The organism is Rugamonas rubra (assembly GCF_900114705.1).
GTDB classification, from domain to species: Bacteria; Pseudomonadota; Gammaproteobacteria; order Burkholderiales; family Burkholderiaceae_D; genus Rugamonas; species Rugamonas rubra.
Genome location: NZ_FOTW01000008.1, coordinates 74,899 through 94,563 on the forward strand (window position 1 = coordinate 74,899; position 19,665 = coordinate 94,563).

Annotated in this window: 18 protein-coding genes and 1 other RNA gene; 10 read left to right on the forward strand and 9 right to left on the reverse strand. The window is 67.2% G+C overall.

Translation table 11 applies throughout. The annotated features are described in order from the left end of the window. Window positions 1–132: 132 nt before the first annotated feature. On the forward strand, window positions 133–2,427 hold the full coding sequence (locus BM252_RS08210) for a putative bifunctional diguanylate cyclase/phosphodiesterase (protein ID WP_093386129.1): 2,295 nt from the start codon (window positions 133–135) through the stop codon (window positions 2,425–2,427). A gap of 60 nt (window positions 2,428–2,487) precedes the next feature. Here BM252_RS08210 and BM252_RS08215 read toward each other — a convergent pair whose 3' ends face one another. From BM252_RS08215 to BM252_RS08230, 4 genes are all read right to left on the reverse strand, one after another. Continuing rightward, entirely contained in the window at window positions 2,488–2,793 is a 306-nt protein-coding gene (locus BM252_RS08215; RefSeq protein ID WP_093386132.1) for an antibiotic biosynthesis monooxygenase family protein, read from the reverse strand. Window positions 2,794–2,893: 100 nt separating this feature from the next. Beyond that, on the reverse strand, window positions 2,894–3,529 hold the full coding sequence (locus BM252_RS08220; RefSeq protein ID WP_093386621.1) for a TetR/AcrR family transcriptional regulator: 636 nt from the start codon (window positions 3,527–3,529) through the stop codon (window positions 2,894–2,896). A 105-nt stretch (window positions 3,530–3,634) separates the two neighbouring features. Beyond that, window positions 3,635–4,984 (reverse strand): ATP-binding protein, encoded by a 1,350-nt coding sequence (locus BM252_RS08225; RefSeq protein WP_093386134.1) that lies wholly within the window; start codon window positions 4,982–4,984, stop codon window positions 3,635–3,637. A gap of 3 nt (window positions 4,985–4,987) precedes the next feature. Then, window positions 4,988–5,680 carry a response regulator gene (locus tag BM252_RS08230; protein WP_174900460.1) on the reverse strand — a complete coding sequence of 231 codons (693 nt, stop codon included), beginning with the start codon at window positions 5,678–5,680 and terminating at the stop codon, window positions 4,988–4,990. A gap of 200 nt (window positions 5,681–5,880) precedes the next feature. Here BM252_RS08230 and BM252_RS08235 point away from each other — a divergent pair, with 200 nt between their 5' ends. The 5 genes from BM252_RS08235 to BM252_RS08255 all read left to right on the forward strand — a co-directional run bounded on the left by BM252_RS08235 (window position 5,881) and on the right by BM252_RS08255 (window position 9,810). Further along, window positions 5,881–6,480 carry an outer membrane protein gene (locus tag BM252_RS08235; RefSeq protein WP_093386137.1) on the forward strand — a complete coding sequence of 200 codons (600 nt, stop codon included), beginning with the start codon at window positions 5,881–5,883 and terminating at the stop codon, window positions 6,478–6,480. Window positions 6,481–6,554: 74 nt separating this feature from the next. Further along, window positions 6,555–7,328, forward strand: coding sequence for a MipA/OmpV family protein (locus BM252_RS08240; RefSeq protein ID WP_093386139.1), 774 nt, complete (start codon window positions 6,555–6,557; stop codon window positions 7,326–7,328). A 15-nt stretch (window positions 7,329–7,343) separates the two neighbouring features. After that, window positions 7,344–8,060 carry a hypothetical protein gene (locus BM252_RS08245; RefSeq protein WP_093386141.1) on the forward strand — a complete coding sequence of 239 codons (717 nt, stop codon included), beginning with the start codon at window positions 7,344–7,346 and terminating at the stop codon, window positions 8,058–8,060. Between the two features lie 59 nt (window positions 8,061–8,119). Beyond that, window positions 8,120–8,407 carry a hypothetical protein gene (locus tag BM252_RS08250; RefSeq protein WP_093386144.1) on the forward strand — a complete coding sequence of 96 codons (288 nt, stop codon included), beginning with the start codon at window positions 8,120–8,122 and terminating at the stop codon, window positions 8,405–8,407. 131 nt (window positions 8,408–8,538) lie between these two features. Next, on the forward strand, window positions 8,539–9,810 hold the full coding sequence (locus BM252_RS08255) for an O-acetylhomoserine aminocarboxypropyltransferase/cysteine synthase family protein (RefSeq protein ID WP_093386147.1): 1,272 nt from the start codon (window positions 8,539–8,541) through the stop codon (window positions 9,808–9,810). On the opposite strand, the gene BM252_RS08260 is transcribed toward BM252_RS08255, so the two are convergent. After that, the gene (locus BM252_RS08260; RefSeq protein ID WP_245774156.1) at window positions 9,807–11,390 is read right to left on the reverse strand and encodes a GGDEF domain-containing protein; all 1,584 of its coding nucleotides are present in this window, start codon (window positions 11,388–11,390) and stop codon (window positions 9,807–9,809) included. The genes BM252_RS08255 and BM252_RS08260 overlap by 4 nt on opposite strands. 808 nt (window positions 11,391–12,198) lie before the next feature. Between BM252_RS08260 and BM252_RS29970 the strand changes: the two genes are divergently transcribed. Then, window positions 12,199–12,408, forward strand: coding sequence for a hypothetical protein (locus tag BM252_RS29970; protein WP_139236348.1), 210 nt, complete (start codon window positions 12,199–12,201; stop codon window positions 12,406–12,408). Between the two features lie 50 nt (window positions 12,409–12,458). On the opposite strand, the gene BM252_RS08270 is transcribed toward BM252_RS29970, so the two are convergent. Beyond that, window positions 12,459–13,511, reverse strand: a complete 1,053-nt coding sequence (locus BM252_RS08270; RefSeq protein WP_093386154.1) for a DUF5694 domain-containing protein — start codon at window positions 13,509–13,511, stop codon at window positions 12,459–12,461. A 42-nt stretch (window positions 13,512–13,553) separates the two neighbouring features. Here BM252_RS08270 and BM252_RS08275 point away from each other — a divergent pair, with 42 nt between their 5' ends. Beyond that, window positions 13,554–13,817, forward strand: a complete 264-nt coding sequence (locus BM252_RS08275; protein ID WP_425442273.1) for a DsbA family protein — start codon at window positions 13,554–13,556, stop codon at window positions 13,815–13,817. A gap of 173 nt (window positions 13,818–13,990) precedes the next feature. Here the strand turns inward: BM252_RS08275 and BM252_RS08280 are convergent, their stop codons facing one another. The 3 genes from BM252_RS08280 to ssrA form a co-directional block, all read right to left on the reverse strand. Continuing rightward, window positions 13,991–14,725, reverse strand: a complete 735-nt coding sequence (locus tag BM252_RS08280) for a hypothetical protein (protein ID WP_093386157.1) — start codon at window positions 14,723–14,725, stop codon at window positions 13,991–13,993. A gap of 439 nt (window positions 14,726–15,164) precedes the next feature. Further along, window positions 15,165–15,443 (reverse strand): BrnA antitoxin family protein, encoded by a 279-nt coding sequence (locus BM252_RS08285; RefSeq protein ID WP_093386160.1) that lies wholly within the window; start codon window positions 15,441–15,443, stop codon window positions 15,165–15,167. Between the two features lie 455 nt (window positions 15,444–15,898). Beyond that, window positions 15,899–16,259: a transfer-messenger RNA gene (gene ssrA / locus BM252_RS08290) on the reverse strand. A 262-nt stretch (window positions 16,260–16,521) separates the two neighbouring features. Here ssrA and BM252_RS08295 point away from each other — a divergent pair. Continuing rightward, complete coding sequence (locus BM252_RS08295) at window positions 16,522–17,814, forward strand: ABC transporter substrate-binding protein (protein ID WP_093386162.1); 1,293 nt, start codon at window positions 16,522–16,524, stop codon at window positions 17,812–17,814. A gap of 37 nt (window positions 17,815–17,851) precedes the next feature. After that, window positions 17,852–19,594 carry a sensor domain-containing diguanylate cyclase gene (locus BM252_RS08300; RefSeq protein ID WP_093386166.1) on the forward strand — a complete coding sequence of 581 codons (1,743 nt, stop codon included), beginning with the start codon at window positions 17,852–17,854 and terminating at the stop codon, window positions 19,592–19,594. The last annotated feature ends 71 nt before the right edge of the window (window positions 19,595–19,665 follow it).

A 19,665-nucleotide genomic window follows, 5' to 3' on the forward strand; every position in this document is an offset into this window, starting at 1 on the left:
TGGACACGGTGCGCCGGAATTGTTGCCCTGTTTGCCTCGGAGGCAATAAAATCGCTTACCATGGGAATAATAAATTCCATGGTGGAAACTACCGGCGACGGTGGCTGACGCGGACAGGCGGGGACGCAGCGCATGAAATATTTGTATTTTACCAATTCTGCTGTACTGTTGATGTTAGGTGCCGTGTTGTTGCTGGTGTGGTGGCGCCACCGCACCCAGGCCTTCGCCCGCGACCTGGCCTGCTCGACCATGGCGGCCGGCCTGAGCTCCGCCAGCTACTACTTCTACCGCCACGCGCCGCCGCCCTACGAGCAGCTGGCCTTCGCCGTCGGCCTGTGCGCCACCATCCTCAATCTGCTGTTCATGAGCTCGGGCGTGATGCGCCTGGCCGGGCGCCGGCTGCATCCGGTGGCGGCGCTGGCCATGCTGGCCGCCATGGCGCTGGTGCTGATCCTGCCGTCCTACGCCAACAAGCTGGCCTACTGGCCGATGGTGGTGCTGGGCGTCACCTGCGGCCTGGGCGCGCTGGCCGCCTGGTGGATGCGCGGCGCCAGCGCGCTCGAACGCGGCGTCGGCCCGATGCTGATGGTGCTGGGGCTGAACCAGCTGCCGCTGGTCTACGCCGGCGAGGAGGGCCTGGCGGCCAACCTGTTCCTCTCGACGGCGCTGCGCACCGCGCTGGTCTGCGTGCTGCTGTTCGCCGCGCTGGCCCGCTCGGCGCGCGAGGCGCGCAAGCTGTCGGCCCGCTTCGCCCTGCTGACCGAACACTCGCAACAGGGCGTGGTGGTCACCGACGGCCGGCGCATCCTGCACGCCAACCCGGCGGCGCTGGCGATCTACGGCCTGGCGCCGGCGCTGGGCGCGCCCGAACGCCTGGCCCAGCTGCCCGAGTCGAGCTTCAGCGCCGCGGCGCTGGCCGGCGTGCACCGCCAACTGCAGGAAGGCACGCTGGCGCTGGCCAACTGGGAAGGCCGGCGCAAGGTGGCCGACGGCCAATGGCGCGACCTGCGCTTCTCCGCCTGGCGCATCGATTGGGAGGGCGAGTCGGCCACCCAGCTGCTGATCACCGACGACACCGAGCGCATCGCCAGCGCGCGCGAGCTGCAGCACCAGGCCAGCCACGACGAGTTGACCGGCCTGCCCAACCGCAGCGTGCTGATGGAACGGCTGGCGCAGTGCTGCCTGGCCGACCGCTCGGGCGCGCCGCATACGCTGGTGGTGCTCAACATCGACCGCTTCAAATTGTTCAACCAGAGCCAGGGCCACCTGGCCGGCGACCGCGTGCTGCAGGCCTTCGCCGCCAAGTTGCGGGCGGCGCTGGCGCCGGGCGCCGAGTTGATGCGCCTGGGCGGCGACGAGTTCGCCATCCTCGAACCGGGCGCCGCCGGCGCGCGCGAGATGGCGCAGCGGCTGCGCGCCGTCTGCGCCCAGCCGCTGGCGGTGGCCGACGGCGAGTTCTTCATCGACGCCTCGATGGGCATGGCGGTGTATCCGCTCAACGCCGCCGAGCCGGACGCGCTGCTGCGCGCCGCCAACGCGGCGATGTACCAGGCCAAGCGCACGCCGGGCACCGCGCTGGCGCTGGCCGAGCAGCGCTTCGAGCTGATGTCGAGCCAGGCGCTGGAGCAGGAGCAGGCGCTGCGCAAGGGCATCCGCAACCAGGAGATCCATCTGCACTTCCAGCCCAAGGTCGACGCCACCACCGGCCGGCTGCTGGCCTTCGAGGCGCTGGCGCGCTGGCACCGGCCCGGCATCGGCGACATCAGCCCGGTCGAGTTCATCGCCATCGCCGAGCACACCGGCCTGATCGCCGAGCTGGGCGCCATGCTGCTGCGCGAGGCCTGCCGCCAGATCGCCTTGTGGCGCGCCGCCTTCGGCGAATGCGTGCCGGTGGCGGTCAACGTGTCGCCGGTGCAGCTGCTCGACCCCGGCTTCCTGCAACTGGTCGAGCAGGCGCTGGCGCAGCACGGCGTGCCGGCGCGCTACCTGACGCTGGAGATCACCGAGAGCGCGGCGGTCGACAACCTCGACGACACGCGCCTGCAGTTGCAGCAGCTGCGCGAGCTGGGCGTGCAGGTGGCGATGGACGATTTCGGCACCGGCTTCTCCTCGCTGAGCATGCTGCGCAACCTGCCGCTGCACACGCTGAAGATCGACCGCGCGCTGATCGACCCGCTGCCGGCGGCCGACGCGGTGGCGGTGGTGCGGGCGATCTGCCAATTGGCCGACGCGCTGCAACTACGGGTGGTGGCGGAGGGGATAGAGACGTCGGCGCACGCGCTGGCGGCGCGCCTGGCCGGCTGCCACGAGCTGCAGGGCTTTCACTTCGCCCGGCCGATGCCGCCGCAGGAGGCGACGCAGTGGCTGCGCCTCGGCCTGGAGGGCGCGCCGACGCCGGAACTGGCCGGCGTGGCCGGCCAGGATTGAACCATCAGGCTTGAACCATCAGGCTTGAACCATCAAGCTTGAACGATCGAGCTTGAACAATCAGGCGCCGAAGCCGGCCACCACGGTCTCGAAGTGCTCGACCTTGGGCGGCTGGGCGAAGCAGGCGCCGACCAGGCCGCGCCAGGCCTGGAAGTCGGCGCTTTCGCGGAAGTCGACGGTGTGGTTTTCCAGCGTCTGCCAGCCGACCACCAGGTGGTAGGTGTCGACCCGCTCGATGCAGCGGGTCAGGCGCATCGAGACGCAGCCTTTGGCGCGCTGGAACAGCGGCGTGGCTTCGGCGACGCCGGCCTGGAAGGCGGCGTGGGCTTCGGGTTTGATGTACAACTCGGCGATTTCATAGATCATGGCGGCTCCTGTGTTTGGGTGCCGCTATTTTGCCTGAAGCGCGGCGCCCGCGTGCGCGCCGGCGCCGCCGGCGGGCGATAAAGCCTTGCGCCTGTTGTGTCTACGCCTCGCGCGGCGGCGTGCGCAGGATGAACAACAGCGCCTGCTGCGCCAGTTCCTTGACGTCGGCGCCGCTGCCCGGCTTGAACCACTGCACCGTCCAGTTCAGCGCGCCGAAGATCAGCAGGCGGTCGAAGCGCGAGGGCATGGCCCAGTCGCCGGAGCGGTGCAGGGCGCCGATCACCTCGTCCCACACCGCCTCGTAGCGGTCCTTCAGCGCGACGATGCGCTCGCGCGAGGGCTGGTCGAGCGAGCGCCATTCGTACAGCAGCACGGCGATGAAGTCGTGGTCCGGCGCCAGCAGGGTGTGCAGGTGGACCTCGACCAGCCGCTCCAGCGCCGCGCGCGGCGCCAAGTTCTGCTCGCCGATGGCCTCGATCTGGGCCAGCGAGCGCGCCATGCCCTGTTCCATGATGGCCACCAGAATGTCCTGTTTGGTCTTGAAGTGGTAGAACCAGCTGCCGGCCTGGATGCCGCTGGCGGCGGCGATGTCGCGCACGGTGGTGTTGTCGTAGCCTTTTTCGCGGAACAGGCGGGCCGATTTTTCGATCAGCTCGGCGCGCAGGCCGCCACCCTCGCCCTTGGCGGGACGTCCGCGTTTTTTCAGCACGGAGGGGGGGGAGGCGAGGGTCTGCATGGTGAACTGTATCAAAAGGCACTAATTCCCTATTCTAATGCAAGCCGGCTTTCAACCCGGTTTCAAGCGGGTTTTTAGCGTGATTTGGCGCCACTTGGCCGGCTTCTAGGTCCGGCGGCAGGGGATGGTGAGCACCAGGCGGGCGCCGCGCGGTGTCGCGCCGTCCGCGCCGTCCATCCCGTCCATCCCGTCCTCGATGGCGATGGCGCCGCCGTGCAGTTGCAGCGCGCGCTGGGCGATCGCCAGGCCCAGGCCGTAGCCGCCGGCGGCGTGGTCGGCGTCGCGGCCGAGGCGGTAGAAGGGCTCGAAGACGCGGCCGCGCATGTCGGCCGGGATGCCGGGGCCGTCGTCCTGCACCACCACCGTCCAGTGGCCGGCGTCGCGCCGCGCCGCCGTCAGCACGATGCCGCCGGCGGCGTACTTGGCGGCGTTGCCCAGCACGTTGTTGACGGCGCGCGCCAGCAGGCGCTGGTCGCCGTCGGCGAGGCCGTCGGCGGCGCCGATGTGCGCCTCCAGCGTCTTGTCGCGCAGGCCGGCGGCGCAGCCGTCGGCGCAGGCGCGCAGCATCGCCGCCAGGTCGAAGGGCGCGCCCTGCGGCGCCTCGGCGTGGTCCAGCTTGTTCAAACTGAGCAGTTCGTTGACCAGCGCCTTCAGCTCGTCGACGTCGCCCTCCAGCGCCAGCAGGCGCGGCTCGAGCGCCGGATCGTCGGCCGCCGCGCGCAGCAGCTCCAGGCCGAACTCCAGCCGCGCGATCGGCGTGCGCAGCTCGTGCGAGACGGCGTGCAGCAGGTTCTTGCGCGTCTCCAGCAGCGTGGCGATGCGCTCGGCCATGTCGCCGATGCGCCCGGCCAGCGGCGCGATGCTCGAGGTTTGCCGAGGCGCCGGCCGCGCCGCCAGGTCGCCCCGGCCGAAGTCGTCGGCCACGCGCGACAGCGCCTGCAGGCCGCGCCAGTGCGAGCGCGACCACCAGCCGATCGGCACCAGCAGGAACAGCGCGACGATGGCGAAGCGGATCGCCTCCATGCCGAGCGCCTCGCCGATGTCGATCGGCAGGCGCTGCACGTGGATCACCTCGGCGTCGCTGTCGATGTAGCGCGCGCCGGTCAGGTCGACGCGGCGGTAGAAGGCCTTGCCGGCCACGTCGAGCACGATGGCGCCGCGCAGCAGCTCGGCGCGGCGCCGCTCGGGCAGGGCGCCCAGCGCGGCCGGCAGCGCCAGCAGTTCCATGTCGGCGCCGGACACCTCGCGCACCTTGTTCAGGCGGGCCAGCCACTCGTCGCTGGCGGCCCGATCGATGTACTGCTCGAGCAGGAAGATCTGGCCGGCCGCCTGGCGCGTGGCGATCTGTTCGAGCGGGTCGCCGAACAGGCGGCTGAAGGTGAAGTAGATGACGAAGGTGGCCAGCGTGATGGCCAGCATCACCAGCACGACGAAGCGCTGAAAGATGCGGTTCAAGGGCTATTCCCAGGCGGCCGGGCTGAACAGGTAGCCCTCGCCCCAGACGGTCTTGATGCGCTCGGCGCCGCCGTCGTCGAACTTGCGGCGCAGGCGCGAGATGCAGTTGTCGATGCTGCGGTCGAGGCCGTCGAACTCGATGCCGCGCATCTTCACCAGGATGTCGTTGCGCGACAGGACGCGGCCGGCCGCCTCGGCCAGGATCAGGAACAGCTTGAACTCGGCGCCGTTCATGGCCACCTCGGCGCCGCGCCAGAACACGGCGCGGTCGGCGCGGGCGATGCGCAGCGCGCCCACCGTCAGGTCGGCGTTGGCCGGCGCGGCCGCCGCGCCGCGTTCGCCCCGGCGCAGCAGGGCGCGCAGGCGGGCCAGCAGCACGCGCGGCTGGATCGGCTTGTTGATGTAGTCGTCGGCGCCCTGTTCGAGGCCGGAGACCTCGTCGAACATGTCCTCGCGCGCGGTCAGGATCAAAATCGGCACCTCGCTGCGCTGGCGCAGCTGGCGGCACACCACCATGCCGTCCATGCCGGGCAGGGTCAGGTCGAGCACCACCAGTCCGGGCAGCGTGGCGTCGAAGCGGGCCAGCGCCAGGTCGCCGCGCGGCACCACGTCGACCTTGAACTCGTAGGCGTCCAGGTACTCCTTGACCAGCGCGGCCAGGCGCGCGTCGTCCTCCACCAGCATCACAGCGATCATCCAGCCTCCATTGTTGGGCAGCCGTATTGTATAAGAGGCACTGCGCGGCGGGGGCATTCCGACAATCGCATACATGGCCGTACATTTTCTATACAAATGGCGCGTACAAATTGACGACAATTGCACGACACCGCGAGGAGGACTTCGGCGCCGGCCGTCTCTACCATTGGTCGCTCCTACCACCACTCGGAATCAATCCCATGAAGCCTATCCTGAATACCCTGCTGTTCGCCGCCGCCACCGTCGCCACCGCCGCCTACGCCCCGCTGGCGCTGGCCGACGATTTCTATGTCGGCGTCAACATCGCCAGCAAGAGCGACGGCTACATCAACCAAACCGGCAAGGACGGCAAGACGACGCGCGCCGATGTCAAGGGTGGCGGCATCCCCGTCAAGGTCTACGGCGGCTACAATCTGTCGCCGGTGTGGGCGCTGGAGGGCGGTTACCAGCGTTTCGGCACCAACCATTTCGACCTGCCGCTGGGCGGCCAGCTCGGCGCCGAGGCGCACGCCTTCTATGCCGCCGCCAAGGGCACGCTGGCGTTGAACGAGCAGTGGTCGCTGTTCGGCAAACTGGGCGTGGCCCGCACCAGCTCGAAGATCACCTTGTCCGGTTTGGGCGCCGCCTCGGACAGCCGCAGCGCCAACCGCAACAGCCTGTATGCCAGCGTGGGCGGCGCCTATGCGATCACCCAACAGCTGTCGGTGCAGTTGGAGTGGGATCGCTTCGGCAAGGTGGACAACGAGGGCATGGTCTCCAACCTGAACAACCTGTCGCTGGGCCTGCGCTACAGTTTTTAGGCCGGCGCCGCCGGTTTAACCTTAGAATGCGGTGGGCTTGGCCCGCCGTGTTCCCCTATTATGAAAAGTCGCCGATGATCAAGCTGTCCCCGCTGTTACTGCTGCTGGCCTGCGCGCCGGCCCTGGCCGACGAAGCCCGCGTCGCCATGCTGCCCGACGGCAGCACCGACATGTACGTCGGCATGGCCGTCGGCGCCCGCCTGGGCAGCGCCGACCTGAATGGGCATGGCCGCGGCAGCGTCATGCCGCTGCTGCAGGTGGAGTGGGCCAACGGCATCTTCATCGCCAACCTGACCACGCTGGGCCTGCATCTGTCGACCACTCCGGGGCTGGAGTACGGCCCGTTTTTGGAAACGCGCGACAGCCGCCACCCGAACGACCGGCGCGGCCTGGCCGGCACCGAGACCATCGAAGGCAACCCCAACCTGGGCGCTTTCGTCAACTACTACCTGGGCGCGGAGGCGCGTCTAACCAGCTCGCTGTACTACGACAGCAACGCGCACGGCATCGGCCTGCACGTCGGCCTGCAAAAGAGCCTGCGGAACATCCTGCCGCACCACACCTTGACATTTTCGCTGGGCCTGTCGGCCGCCAACGGCCGCGTCATGCGCCAGCGCTACGGCGTGACGGCGGACGCCGAGCGCTACCCCGGCCTGCGCGGCTACCGCGCCACGGCCGGTCTGAGCAGCGTCGACGGCGGCGTCAATTGGAACTGGAAGCTCAGCCCCAGCTGGATGATCAACACCGCCGTCAACGCCAGCCGCTTCGGCGCCTCGGTGGCCGACAGCCCGACCGTCAGCCGCAGCAGCGTCGTCAGCGTGTCAACCGGCCTGGCCTACCGCTTCTAGCCGCCGCGCGCCGCCATGCCCCGACCGCTCCGCCTACTGCTGCTGTGCGCCTTGCTGGCGCTGGCGCCGGGGCGCGCGCTGGCGCAGGCGGCCGAGGCCGGCGAGTCGGACTGGGTCGAGTACCGCGACGCCTACCGGCAGATGATCTGGTTCGAGAAGTACAGCAAGCCCAAGCAATTTTTGCTGAGCCACTACCGGGTCCGGCCGCGCGACAAGGGCGCCTCGCTCGACGGCCTGCGGCTCACGCTCAACAGCAAGGCCGGTAGCTTGAACCTGGCGCTGGACGCGCTGGGCCGCGCCGTCTTTCCGTTCTCCAAGGCCGCCTACGACGACAACGCCGCGTTGACCTTGAACCGCAAGGCCGGCCAGTTCCACTTTGGTGCGTGGGTTTCCATCGCCACCCGCGCCGACGGCGTCTACGAGGCGGCCGACCTGCGCCTGGCCTGCGAGCAGCTGCTGGCCTATCTGCGCTACGTCGGCGATGGCGGCGTCGGCGGCAAGAGTTGCGTCGGCGTGCAGTTCTCCTATGCCCGCCACGACGGCGAGGCCGAGGTGCGCCTGCGCCGCGCCGACCACGGCCAGAGCGCGCTGCCGCCGCGCGAAGGCCCCGCCTTCCCGGGCGACGTGGTGAACAACCTACGCCTCTTCGTCTACCGCTTCGCCGCCGCGCCGGAGGCCGGCCAGCTGGTCACCCGCAACACGCCGCTGGCCATCGCCGCGCTGCTCGAGTAGGGGGGGGCGGCGACGGCGCGCCGATTGACAATCCGCCGCAAACGGAAGAGCATTCCATCATGGAAGCGCGCCTCGCCAAAATCGAATCCGTGCAGGAACAGACCGTCAGGGCATTGGACCTGTTGCAGCGGCGTTTGGACGATGGACTCCGGGAGTTGCATGCGGAAATCCGCGAGGCGCGCAGGGATGCCAGGGCGGACACCGACAAGGTGCGCAGCGAGGCCCGCCAGGACAACGAGAAGACCCGGGACGAACTCGCCTCGGCGCTGAAATGGCTGGTCGGCCTGCACCTCGCCACGCTGCTGGCGGTGTTGGGCGGCCTGGCCAGGCTGGGCCATCTGCTCTGAGCTGGCCGGCCGCATATCCGGCCGCATATGCATTTTATGCATATGGAAATGACTTTATATTATTTTGACGCATAGTTGCTTTCTTCTATGCTGGGGCGGCGAATTTGGCAACACCACCCCAAGGAGATGCAATGAAGCTGGAAACCATCGCCGTCCACGGCGGCTACACCCCCGACCCGACCACCCGCGCCGTCGCCGTGCCGATCTACCAAACGGTCGCCTACGCCTTCGACGACACCCAGCATGGCGCCGACCTGTTCGACCTCAAGGTGCCCGGCAACATCTACACGCGCATCATGAACCCGACCCAGGACGTGCTCGAGCAGCGCGTCGCCGCGCTCGAGGGCGGCATCGGCGCGCTGGCGCTGGCCTCGGGCCAGGCCGCCGTCACCTACGCCATCCAGACCATCGCCGAGGCGGGCGACAACATCGTCTCCGCCTCCACCCTGTACGGCGGCACCTACAACCTGTTCGCCCACACCCTGCCGCAGTTCGGCATCAGCACCCGCTTCGCCGACGCCGCCCGGCCCGAGACCTTCGCCGCGTTGATCGACGAGCGCACCAAGGCCATCTTCGTCGAGTCGATCGGCAACCCGCTGGGCAACATCACCGACATCGCCGCCATCGCCGCCATCGCCCACCAGCACGGCCTGCCGCTGATCGTCGACAACACCGTCGCCACGCCCTACCTGCTGCGCCCCTTCGAGCACGGCGCCGACATCGTGGTGCACTCGCTGACCAAGTACCTGGGCGGCCACGGCAACTCGCTGGGCGGCGCCATCGTCGACTCCGGCAAGTTCCCCTGGGCCGAGCACAAGGCCCGCTTCAAGCGCCTCAACGAGCCCGACGTGTCCTACCACGGCGTGGTCTACACCGAGGCGCTGGGCGCGGCGGCCTACATCGGCCGCGCCCGCGTGGTGCCGCTGCGCAACACCGGCGCCGCCATCTCGCCGTTCAACGCCTTCCTTATCCTGCAGGGCATCGAGACGCTGGCGCTGCGCATGGACCGCATCACCGAGAACGCGCGCAAGGTCGCCGAGTTCCTGCAGGCCCACGCCAAGGTCAAGTGGGTCAACTACGCCGGCCTGGAAAGCCATCCCGACCACGCGCTGGCCGTCAAGTACCTGGGCGGCCGGCCGTCCGGCGTGCTGACCTTCGGCGTGCAGGGCGGCGTCGAGGGCGGCGCCCGCTTCCAGGACGCGCTGCGCCTGTTCACCCGCCTGGTCAACATCGGCGACGCCAAGTCGCTCGCCTGCCATCCGGCCTCGACCACGCACCGCCAGCTCGACGCGGCCGAGCTGGCCAAGGCCGGCGTCAGCGTCGACACGGTGCGCCTGTCGATCGGCATCGAGCACAGCGACGACCTGCTGGCCGACCTGGCGCAGGCGCTGGACGCCGTCTAGCCGGCCGCCTGGTACAGCGCGCCGCGGTCGCGCCCGGCCTTCTTGGCGGCGTACATCGCGCTGTCGGCGTGCTTGCTCAGCGCGGTCTGGTCGGCGCCGTGCTCGGGGTAGACGGCGATGCCGATGCTGGCCGAGATGTCGATGTGGTGGCCGTCGATCTGGTAGCCGGGCCGCAGCGCGGCGCACAGCTTGTCGCCCATGGCCAGCGCGGCGTGGGCGCTGCCGACGTGGCGCAGCAGCACGACGAACTCGTCGCCGCCGATGCGCGCCACCGAATCGGAGTGGCGCACGCTGCGCAGCAGGCGCTGCGCCACCTCCTTGAGCAGCAGGTCGCCGACGCCGTGGCCGAACTGGTCGTTGACCGGCTTGAAGCCGTCCAGGTCGATGAACAGCAGGGCCAGGTGCTGCTGGTCGCGGCGCGCCCCGGCCAGCGCCTGCTCCAGCCGGTCGGCGAACAGGGCGCGGTTGGCCAGGCCGGTCAGGCTGTCGTGCTGGGCCATGTGGCGCAGCGCCTGCTCGGCCTGCTTGCTGGCGGCCAGCGCGCGCGCCAGCCGGCGGTTGACGCGGTGGATGTAGAGGGCGATGGTGCCGGTCAGGCCGAGCAGCGCGGCGGCCGCGAACAGCCAGCTCAGGTCGGCCTTGGCGTCGGGCTGGTAGAGGAAGCCGCGTAGCGAAAAGCCGCGCGGCAGCAGGCCCAGGTCGGCGTAGGTGTCGGCGATGTGCAGCCAGCGCACCGGGTTCATGTAGCCGACCTCGATCAGGTCGGTGCGCATCAGCGGCTTCATCGCCGCCGCCTCGTACAGGTAGAACTCGCGGCTGTGGGGCCCCGGGTAGTGTTTGAGCATCATCTCGACCACCTCCTGCGGGTGGGCCACGGCATACTCCCAGCCGCGCAGGCTGGCCTGGCGGAAGGCCTGCACGCGGGCCGGATGGGCGGCGATCTCGGCCTCGGTGGTGAACAGGTTGTCGCCGTAGAAGTCGATGCCGGCGGCCAGCGGGCTGAGCAGGCGGTAGGCGAAGCCGGCCCGCTCCAGCAGATACGGTTCGGTGGTGGAGTAGGCGGTCATCGCGTCGACCTTGCCGTCGATCAGGTCCTGCGTCTTCTGGCTGTGCGGCAGTTGCACCAGTTGCTCGGCGCCTATGCCCTGCTGGCGCAGATAGGCCAGCAGCTCCTCCGACTGCGGCTCAACCATCACGCGCTTGCCGACCAGGTCGCGCGGTCCGCTGTGCATGGCCGACTGGGCCACCAGCAGCACCGACGGCGAGTGCTGGAAGATCACCGCCAGCGCCACCACCGGCTTGCCGGCCTTGCGCGCCAGCAGCAGGCTGCTGGTGCCGACGCCGAACTGGGCGCGGCCGTCGAGCACCCTTTGCAGCGTGTCGACGCCGCCGCCGCCGGCCTCGATGCGCACGTCGAGGCCGGCCTCGCGGTAGTAGCCCAGCTGCTGCGCGGCGTAGTAGCCGGCGAACTGGAAGGCGTGGCTCCACTTCAACTGCAGGGTAACGGCGTCGAGGGCGTGCGCCGGCGCGGCCAGCGCGGCCAACGTCAGACAGCAGGCAAGCAAGAATCGATACGGCAAAAGTCCACCCCTCAATGCGCCGACGCGACGGGCGGCTCGGTCGCGGCGGGCCGCCGCGTGATGAAATTATACGGTTGGGCCGGCGCGGCGTAGCCGCCGTGGCGGCGGCTGCGCTGCGCAAAGGCGCGAAACTGTTGCGTATCTGTCGCGTAATTGTTGCATCGGCGCGCATCCGTTGCGCGAAATGGCAAGCTTGCGCGCGCCGCCGGCGCGCCTTAGGGGGCCTGCAGGATGAATTGGCTGCGCAGGTCCTGGCGCATTTTCTTGATGTCGCCGCGCATCGCCCGGTAGTCGTCCGGGGTGCAGATGCGGCTCCTCAAGCTTGCCGATAATCGAAGGTGTACTATATTCGGAGGTGTTGATGCAGGCCGTACCGGAATTTCCGTCGATTGCTCATAGCTGGAGTGTCTTATGTCCAATAAAAATCTACAACGTTCGGCCGCCTCGGGGATGTTTATTGCGACGAGAGAGGTCCAGAAAAATTCGCGTGGAGGCCAAGTCGCTCAGGGTGAGCGTACGGTGAAACCGCCGCCGCTTAGCGGGACGGTTTCGCGCGCTACCGCCAAATCCGCCGTGGCGGAAGTGATTTCCTCACGCAAAAAATAGCGATGGGATATGCCGATAACGTGTTCATCAACTTATCGGTGCGGGCCGCTATGGCGGCCGCCTGCAGAAGAGCAAAAGCACGTTGATACTGGACACGGAGCAATATCGCTATCAGAAATTCATCTCGGATATAGCCGGGCAGGATATACGGGCGCACGAGAATTCTGAGTCGAAGGTTATTGCTTGCGTCCGAAACTGGCTGATGACCGAGTCGAAGCGGAAGGACATTCCCGGCGGCGGGCACATTTTCGTTCGTTATGAGCGTTTTAAGGCCGACCTGCCCGCGATCTGTAAAAAGACGCGAATCGAGCTAACCGAGCTGACCTACCCGGACTACGTTACTTTTGCCGCAGAGTGGGTAAAGGTTGAGCCATTGGAGGAGGGAGGCCACGCCGATCAAGACTTAAGTTAGCTCCCAGCCGTTCGCCAGGCGAGCAGCGCTGCGGTGTCGGGCGTGGCGCGTCACTTCAGCAGCGCCGCCGCGTCGACGATGTCGACGCCCTGCAGCTGGCCGAGCCAGGCGTCGAACCACGGCTTGTGGGTGGCGCCGACGATCGACAGGACGCGCGCGCCGGGGCGTTCGCGGTAGGTTTCGCGGATGTTGGCGACCATCCGCAGGTTGCGGATCTCCCAGCCGGCCACCCAAATCTGCGGGTAGCCTTGCGCCGACTTGGCGCGCATGGCCGGGCCGACGTTGGCCTCGGCGCGCAGCAGCAAGCCTGCCGGCTCGTTGACATAGCGGTACAGCGGCAGCAGGTCGCTGGCCTGCGCCAGCGCCGCCTCGCGTTTCTGCTGCTCTTGGATCGCCGCGCCGCCCTCCGCCCAAGCCGCCTCGATCGAGCGGACGAAGGCCTTGGTGTCGGCCACGTCGATGTTGTCGCCGGTGTGGTTGTCGACGGCGTGGACGCGCTGCAGGCCCAGCCGCGCGGCCAGGCGCGCGGCCAACTGGTAGGTCTCGTTGTTGCGTTTTGCGATTGTGCCGAGCAGCTCCACCAGCGCCGGGTTCAAGCTATCGCCGGCACGGCGCTCTGCCTCGGGCAGCTGCAGCCACTGCACATAGGCCGAGGCGCGGTCGCTCGCCGCCAGGAACAGGGCGGCGAGGCGGCGCCGCTGCGCCGGCGTCGCCTGCGCCGGCCACGCCTGGAGCGTCTTGTCGACCTCGGCGATGGCGGCTGGCAGGTCCAGGCCGGTGGCCGCCTTCGCCGCGTCGGTCGGGGTGCAGTAGTCGGGGCCGTACCTTGCGGGGTGGCGCGCGGCGAGGTCGCACTCTTCGCCGGATTCGGTCTCGATGGTGATGATGTCGGGCTTGAACGCGGCCAGCCGCTTGAGCACGCCGTCCAGCGATGCCTGATCGAAACCGGCCGGCATGCCGCTCAGGTGGACGGTGCCCAGCACCAGTATCTGCGCCCGTGGCCCAACCATGTCGCGGTCTAGCCCCTTCAGGTCGCCCTGCGCCTGCGCTGCGAACGGCACTGCAGCGATTACTCCCCAGATCCACTTTGTCCAATTGCCCATGTCGTGTTCTCCCTTGTGGTGTAGGGGCCAGTGTAAGAATGGGTGAAAGAAGCTCAAGCCTGTTTTGGACAGAATGCGCTTTCGTGGGGCCAGGATGTCAAAAATGCTCTATTGCTAAAAAATATGTATGCCAGCCAGGCGGTAGCGGCAGGCGTCTTCGGCGTGCCGACGATCTGCGTGGATGGCAGCTTGTTTTGGGGGCTGGACTCGCTACCCATGCTGAGGGCCTACCTGCGCGGGGATGCGGGGCCGGACTCGCCGGCAATGCGGGCCGTTGGCAAGGTCCGGTTTGGCGCGGCGCAGTAGTTCAAGCAGCTTGGACAGGACGCATGCCCTACAGCTCCACGTACACCAACCCCTTGGGCCGCTGCAACGAGGGCGCGAACGACGCTGTTGACGATTGTCTTTTAACGGCGGGGGAGCCGCCGGCCTGCATGCAGTCTTTAGCCTATAGAATCGGAGCGGCCTCGGTCGGAGCGCTATTCCTTGGATGTTGACGAGATCGTCTTGCTCACCTTGCCTGTTTCATCCAGCATTTGAATTTCGGCCTTGCCATCCGCACTCACCAGCAGCATCATGCGAACCCGGCCTTGAGCATCCTTCAACTGCAAGGACGAGCCTTTGTCGCGCGTGTTTCCCAACCAGATGCGATTGTTGCTCATGCGGCCTTGAACGTTCAGTTTTTGCCAATAGGCTTGCTGCTCGGGTTTGGCCAGCTTGTTCGCTTCTTCAGCAAAGCGGTTGATGTCCTCCAACGACGTGACCGTAAATAAGGGAACGTCGTTGATCCTGATCCCGGTCTGCTGATGGACCGCGCTGTCATTGTTCATCAATTGAAGGGCCTGATCCTGGCGGAAGCGGTCGAAAGTCAATGACAAACCGGAAGATACCTTGCCATCGGCAGCAATGCTGCCCTTTTGGATCAGGCCGCCATTCTCGGTGCCTTCTTCGTTGATAAACAGCATGCCCGCAAAGCTGCTGCGATCAGGCCGGCTGTTTTCTTTGCCCTGCATGAAGTCGCCGGGAAACTGAGCCTTGTTCGAAATGACGATGCGTTTGGTGCCGTCGGGTTCGACGATATTGATTCTACCAACAGTGATCTCATCAAATCTTTCGTTCCTAGGCGGCTCCTTGGCACCGGTCAAGAAAAACACCGCCGCCAGCGCGCTGGCCATCGTGGTTGCACCGGCTAAAAATGTTCTAATTTGCAACACTATACGTCTCCTTTATTTACTTCAATTCATCTTGGTCTGCCACACCTGCTTTATGCATCCGCCATTCAAGCAAATCCGTGCCGATCAAAGATCCCGGGCACTCCGATATTACTCAACCGATCCCGTAGCAAGCAGTGCGTCGAGCCAGTGCTCAATATTGCAGTCTGTGCAATAGTATAGTTGATCAATACGGCAGCGTTGGCGATTGCATGCCCCCAGCAGGATACTGGAATCGAGCAGGGCTTTTACCATTCGGCGCGCATCTCCTCTTGGTACGCCAGTCCGTCTTTGGGAATGCTTGTGAGGCCTGGGCAGGCCTGTGTATTTGAAGATTTGAACTAGCTATCCAGATTCGCCACGCTGGGCCGCAAGCGTAACGTTGTGCTCTCGGCTGAATCGTTCCTGTTCGCGCCCGAAATCGTCGCCCACGACGACTTTGTTACGCGGACAAACGATGTTTTGCGACATAGTCGCGCAAGGCTTGATCCATTCGCGTCTGCCAGCCTGGGCCGGTGGCGCGGAAAAAGGTCAGCACTTCGGGGCTGAACCGTACCGCGACCTGTTCCTTGGTTTCTCGTTTGTTCGGTCCGCGCGTGCGTCGTGCCGTAACCGCTGCTCGCAGTTCATCAATTGAATGGGTGACAAATGCATCGCTCCAATCGCCGGGCTGGGTAGCCGGAGTGTCATCGATTGAAACAGGCCCACGCTTCGCGCTCATGTTTTGCCACCTTTCTTACTGAAATGACATTGCGGCGGTCGATCCCATGCTTGCTGAGGTTGGCTTGCCGCTGGCTTTCGTCGAAGGTAATCATCGACGAATTGTAGGGGCATTGTAAGTGTGCTCTGGTTAAATTGTAGATGCAATTTGATTGGAGCCAAGTGCAGTTCGACGATTGCGTGGCGAGAGAATAGCTAGGGCGCGAATGATGCTGAAGGTGATTTTCTTAACGGCGGTGGAGCCGCTGGCCTGCATGCAGTTTCTAGTCAGTAGAATCGGAGAGGCCTTGCGCTTGCAAGCGCAAGGCCGCTTTTGCGGGGCAGTCGGCGAGCGGCGCTCGCCGACTGCCCCGCAAAAGCCCCGCGTCCCGCGGTTTCGATTCCCGGCCAGCGCCAACGATAGGATTAAAAACAAAGGCCCCGTGCTTGCGCACGGGGCCTTTGTTTTTAATCCAGTGGTGGAGACGGCGGGAATCGAACCCGCGTCCGCAAGCACTCTACAGACAGTTCTACATACTTAGCACTATCATTTAATTTAACCTGTACAGCACGGATGTGCACGTTCTGGACAAGCGATTCACCTTAGATTTAGCGCGGATTGAAGTGACCCCTCACAGCGCGAGTCCCTGTAAATGACTCCACAGCTTTTAACGGCCCACCCCAGGGACGAGGTGTTGTGGAGCTAACAGCAATTAAGCTGCCAGTGCGTACGAGTTATCGTTTGCAGTTAAGTTTTTTCTGGTTGTATTTACGAGGTGGCCAGCCCTCGGTATGCCCTGCGCTGCTTTGCAACCCACGTCGAAACCAGGTCGTCCCCACAGAACCTCCATTGTAGCGCATTCCTCGGCCGCTTGCACCGCTTATCCTGCACCCCGCCGCGGGCCGCGCCGGCTGTGCATTTTGCCCCGGAAAATTGCACGGCCCCGTTTGTCTAGGGCAAACTTTGGTGTAATCTTTTGCTTATCCGCCGTTACCCGCATGCAATGAGTCCTGTCCGGCCGCAAGCCATTGCGGGCCTCTTGCCGAAACCCGTCCGGCGTGCCGCCGTCCCCCATCCCTGGATAGTTGCGAGCGTGGAAATGTTGAAACTCTTTCGATGCGCGCCGCGCCTGTCCGTGCTGCTCTGCCTGCTGGCGCTGGCCGCCTGCGGCCGCCCGGAGCCGGCCGCCGCGCCGCCGCGCGCGCCGCCGACCACCACCATCACCGCGCTGGTCTGGGCGCCCGACTGGCCGCAGGAGATGCAGCAGGTGGCGGCCGCCTTCAGCCGCGCCCATCCGGACATCAAGGTCGAGTTGCAGTTTATGATCGGCAACTCGGTGGAGGAGAACCTGAAGCCCAAGGTGGCGGCCAACCAGCTGCCCGACCTGGTCTCGGTCAACCCCAACAGCTACGCCGCCGGCTTGGCCGACCAGGGCCTGCTGGCCGACCTGGGCGGCAGCGCCGCCTGGGACAATATGCTCGACGTGCTCAAGCCGGACTGGACCTCGCCGGAAAAGAAGCGCTTCGGCGTCGCCGGCGGCGTCGCCGCGACGCTGATCTACTACAACAAGGAGTTGTTCCGCCAGGCCGGGGTGGAGCGCCTGCCGACCGATTTCGACCAGTTCCTGGCGCTGTGCGAGCGCCTCAAGCGGGCCGGCATCACGCCGCTGGTGTTCGACGCCGGCTTTCCCAACATGCTGGGCAACGGCCCGTTCAGCTTCGGCTTCGCCAACAATGTGGCGGCCGGCCGGCCGGGCTGGCGCGCGGCGCTGGCGGCCGGCAAGCTCGACCTGGACACCGAGGCGGCGGCCGACATCTTCGGCAAGATCAAGCTGCTGGCCGAGCGCGGCTATGTGCAGAAGAACTTCCTCAACACCGGCTACGACGAGGGCATCCAGCTGTTCGCCGGCGGCAAGGTGGCGATGGCCTTCCACGGCACCTGGGCGGCCGGCCGGCTGATGGCCAGCAAACACTTCGCCAGCGGCGTGTTCGTGCCGCCGTGGAACGCGGCCGGCCGCGCCGTGGTGCCGGTGGTGGGCAGCGAGACCGGCTTCGCCGTCTGCGAGACGCGCAACAAGCAGGCCGCCCTGATGTTGCTCGACTTCATCGTCGGCCAGGGCTTTCCCCTGCAGCAGAACAAGCGGCAGAACGTGCCGCCGATGAAGCGGGTGCCCGGCCCGGTGCGCAACGACGCGCAGATCACCGCCTACGTCGCCGCCGTCGGCGCGGCGGCGCAGACCAGCGGCCCCTATTATTCCTTCCTGCCGGCGCCGGCCATCGAGCTGCTCCACACGTTGTTGCACGAGGTGTTGGCCGGCCAGACCTCGCCGCGCCAGGCGGCGGCCGCGCTGGACGCCTCGGTGCGCGCGGCGGCGGCCCAGGACAACCGCTGAGCCCGACCCGGCCGGCATCTTTTTCGGAGCGCCCAGCATGCCCCTGTTGTTGGAACACCGCCTGACCGCCCTGTTGCGCGCGCTGTCGATCCGCCACCGGCTGATCGCCTCCTTCGTGCTGCTGTCGCTGCTGCCGCTGCTGGTGTCGGGCTACATCTCCTATGCCGAGTCGAGCGGCGAGATCGAGCGGCGCACCCGCCTGTTCGCCACCGAGGTGGTCAAGCAGGTGGCCAAGAACGTGCAGCTGCAGATGCTCGAGGTGGAGACGGCCAGCGAGGCGCTGGTGCTGTCGGACGGCGTGCAGGCGGCGCTGGCCCGCTACGCCGTCGACGACGCCGCCGAGAAGGGCCGCGCCCGCGCCGAGCTGACCAAGATCCTGCTCGACAGCTACGGCTCCTTCGAGGACGTCAGCCAGAAGTACTTCCTCGACAAGGACAACCGCGTCCTCGACCCGCAGGTGCTGGGCCAGCTGGGCGGCGCGCTGGAGCAGTTCGCCGCCGCCGCGCCGCCGCGCCGCGGCCGGCCGCACTGGGGCGCGCTCGAGCTGTGGGGCGGCCAGAAGAGCATCGTCATGCTGCGCCAGGTCTACTTCAAGAGCAACAACCGGCTGGCCGGCAGCCTGTTCCTCGGCGTGCGCCCGCTGCGCTTCGCCGGCATCTTCGACAACGTCCAGCTGGGCGAGGGCAGCGACATCTTCATCCTCGACGGCCGCGACGGCAGCGCCGTGGTGCAGGCGCGCGAGCGGCCCGCCGGCGCGCCGCCGGCGGCCGGCCTGCTGGCCGAGCTGGGCGCCAGCCAGCGCCGCGGCCAGGCCAGCGGCTTCGCCGCCTACGAGGACCTGGCCGCCGACGGCCGTGGCCGCGCCAGCTACCGCGCCGCCTACGCGCAGATCCCGCGCACCAGCTGGTACGTGGTCAGCACGCTGCCCAACGACAGCCTGCTGGCGCAGGCGCAGTCGGTGCGCGACAAGATCCTGCTCATCGGCCTGGTCTGCTTTGTCGGCGCGCTGGCGCTGGCCTACCTGATCGCCCGCTCGATCTCGGCGCCGCTGGAGAAGCTGGCCGCCCTCATGCGCGCCACCGAGGGCGGCAACTACGGCCTGCGCATGGACTACACCGGGCGCGACGAGCTGGCCCAATTGGCGCGCAAGTTCAACGAGATGGCCGGCAACATCGGCCAGGCCCACGAGCAGCTCGAGAGCCGGGTGGCGGCGCGCACCCGCGAGCTGGAACTGGCCAACGAGAAGCTGGCCACGTTGAGCATGACCGACGCGCTGACCGGCATCGCCAACCGGCGCCGCTTCGACGCCGTGCTCGAGGCCGAGCTGCACCGCGCCGGCCGCTGCGGCCAGCCGCTGGCGCTGCTGATGATCGACGTCGACCACTTCAAGAGCTACAACGACTTCTACGGCCACCAGGACGGCGACGCCTGCCTGCTGCGCGTGGCCCGCCTGCTGCACGGCCACGCCCGCCGCGCCGGCGACCTGGCGGCGCGCTACGGCGGCGAGGAGTTCGTCATGCTGGCCGCCGACACCGACCTGGAGACGGCCGCCGCGCTGGCCGAGGGCATCCGCCTGGCGCTGGAGCAGGCCGGCCTGCCGCACGCCGAGTCGCCGATCGGCCGCGTCAGCGTCAGCATCGGCGTGGCGGTGCTGCTGCCGGACGAGCGGCAGAGCGGCGAGATGTTTATCCGCATGGCGGACAAGGCGATGTACCGCGCCAAGCAGCAGGGCCGCAACCAGGTGCAGCTGGCCGGCGGCCGCAGGATCGCGGCGGCCTAGCGGGGGGGCGGCAGGTTGGGGAAACCCGGCGGCGCACATATAGGGTCAGACCCTCAGGGTCTGACCCTGGC

Excerpts from the sequence above, each read along its gene's own strand:
- BM252_RS29970 (WP_139236348.1), top strand. The coding sequence starts at position 12,199 with ATGACCGAGTCGAAGCGGAAGGACATTCCCGGCGGCGGGCACATTTTC.
- BM252_RS08245 (WP_093386141.1), top strand. The coding sequence starts at position 7,344 with ATGCCCCGACCGCTCCGCCTACTGCTGCTGTGCGCCTTGCTGGCGCTG.
- BM252_RS08230 (WP_174900460.1), bottom strand. The coding sequence starts at position 5,680 with ATGATCGCTGTGATGCTGGTGGAGGACGACGCGCGCCTGGCCGCGCTG.
- BM252_RS08215 (WP_093386132.1), bottom strand. The coding sequence starts at position 2,793 with ATGATCTATGAAATCGCCGAGTTGTACATCAAACCCGAAGCCCACGCC.
- BM252_RS08255 (WP_093386147.1), top strand. The coding sequence starts at position 8,539 with ATGAAGCTGGAAACCATCGCCGTCCACGGCGGCTACACCCCCGACCCG.
- BM252_RS08285 (WP_093386160.1), bottom strand. The coding sequence starts at position 15,443 with ATGAGCGCGAAGCGTGGGCCTGTTTCAATCGATGACACTCCGGCTACC.
- BM252_RS08300 (WP_093386166.1), top strand. The coding sequence starts at position 17,852 with ATGCCCCTGTTGTTGGAACACCGCCTGACCGCCCTGTTGCGCGCGCTG.
- BM252_RS08240 (WP_093386139.1), top strand. The coding sequence starts at position 6,555 with ATGATCAAGCTGTCCCCGCTGTTACTGCTGCTGGCCTGCGCGCCGGCC.
- BM252_RS08220 (WP_093386621.1), bottom strand. The coding sequence starts at position 3,529 with ATGCAGACCCTCGCCTCCCCCCCCTCCGTGCTGAAAAAACGCGGACGT.
- BM252_RS08250 (WP_093386144.1), top strand. The coding sequence starts at position 8,120 with ATGGAAGCGCGCCTCGCCAAAATCGAATCCGTGCAGGAACAGACCGTC.
- BM252_RS08295 (WP_093386162.1), top strand. The coding sequence starts at position 16,522 with ATGTTGAAACTCTTTCGATGCGCGCCGCGCCTGTCCGTGCTGCTCTGC.
- BM252_RS08235 (WP_093386137.1), top strand. The coding sequence starts at position 5,881 with ATGAAGCCTATCCTGAATACCCTGCTGTTCGCCGCCGCCACCGTCGCC.
- BM252_RS08270 (WP_093386154.1), bottom strand. The coding sequence starts at position 13,511 with ATGGGCAATTGGACAAAGTGGATCTGGGGAGTAATCGCTGCAGTGCCG.
- BM252_RS08210 (WP_093386129.1), top strand. The coding sequence starts at position 133 with ATGAAATATTTGTATTTTACCAATTCTGCTGTACTGTTGATGTTAGGT.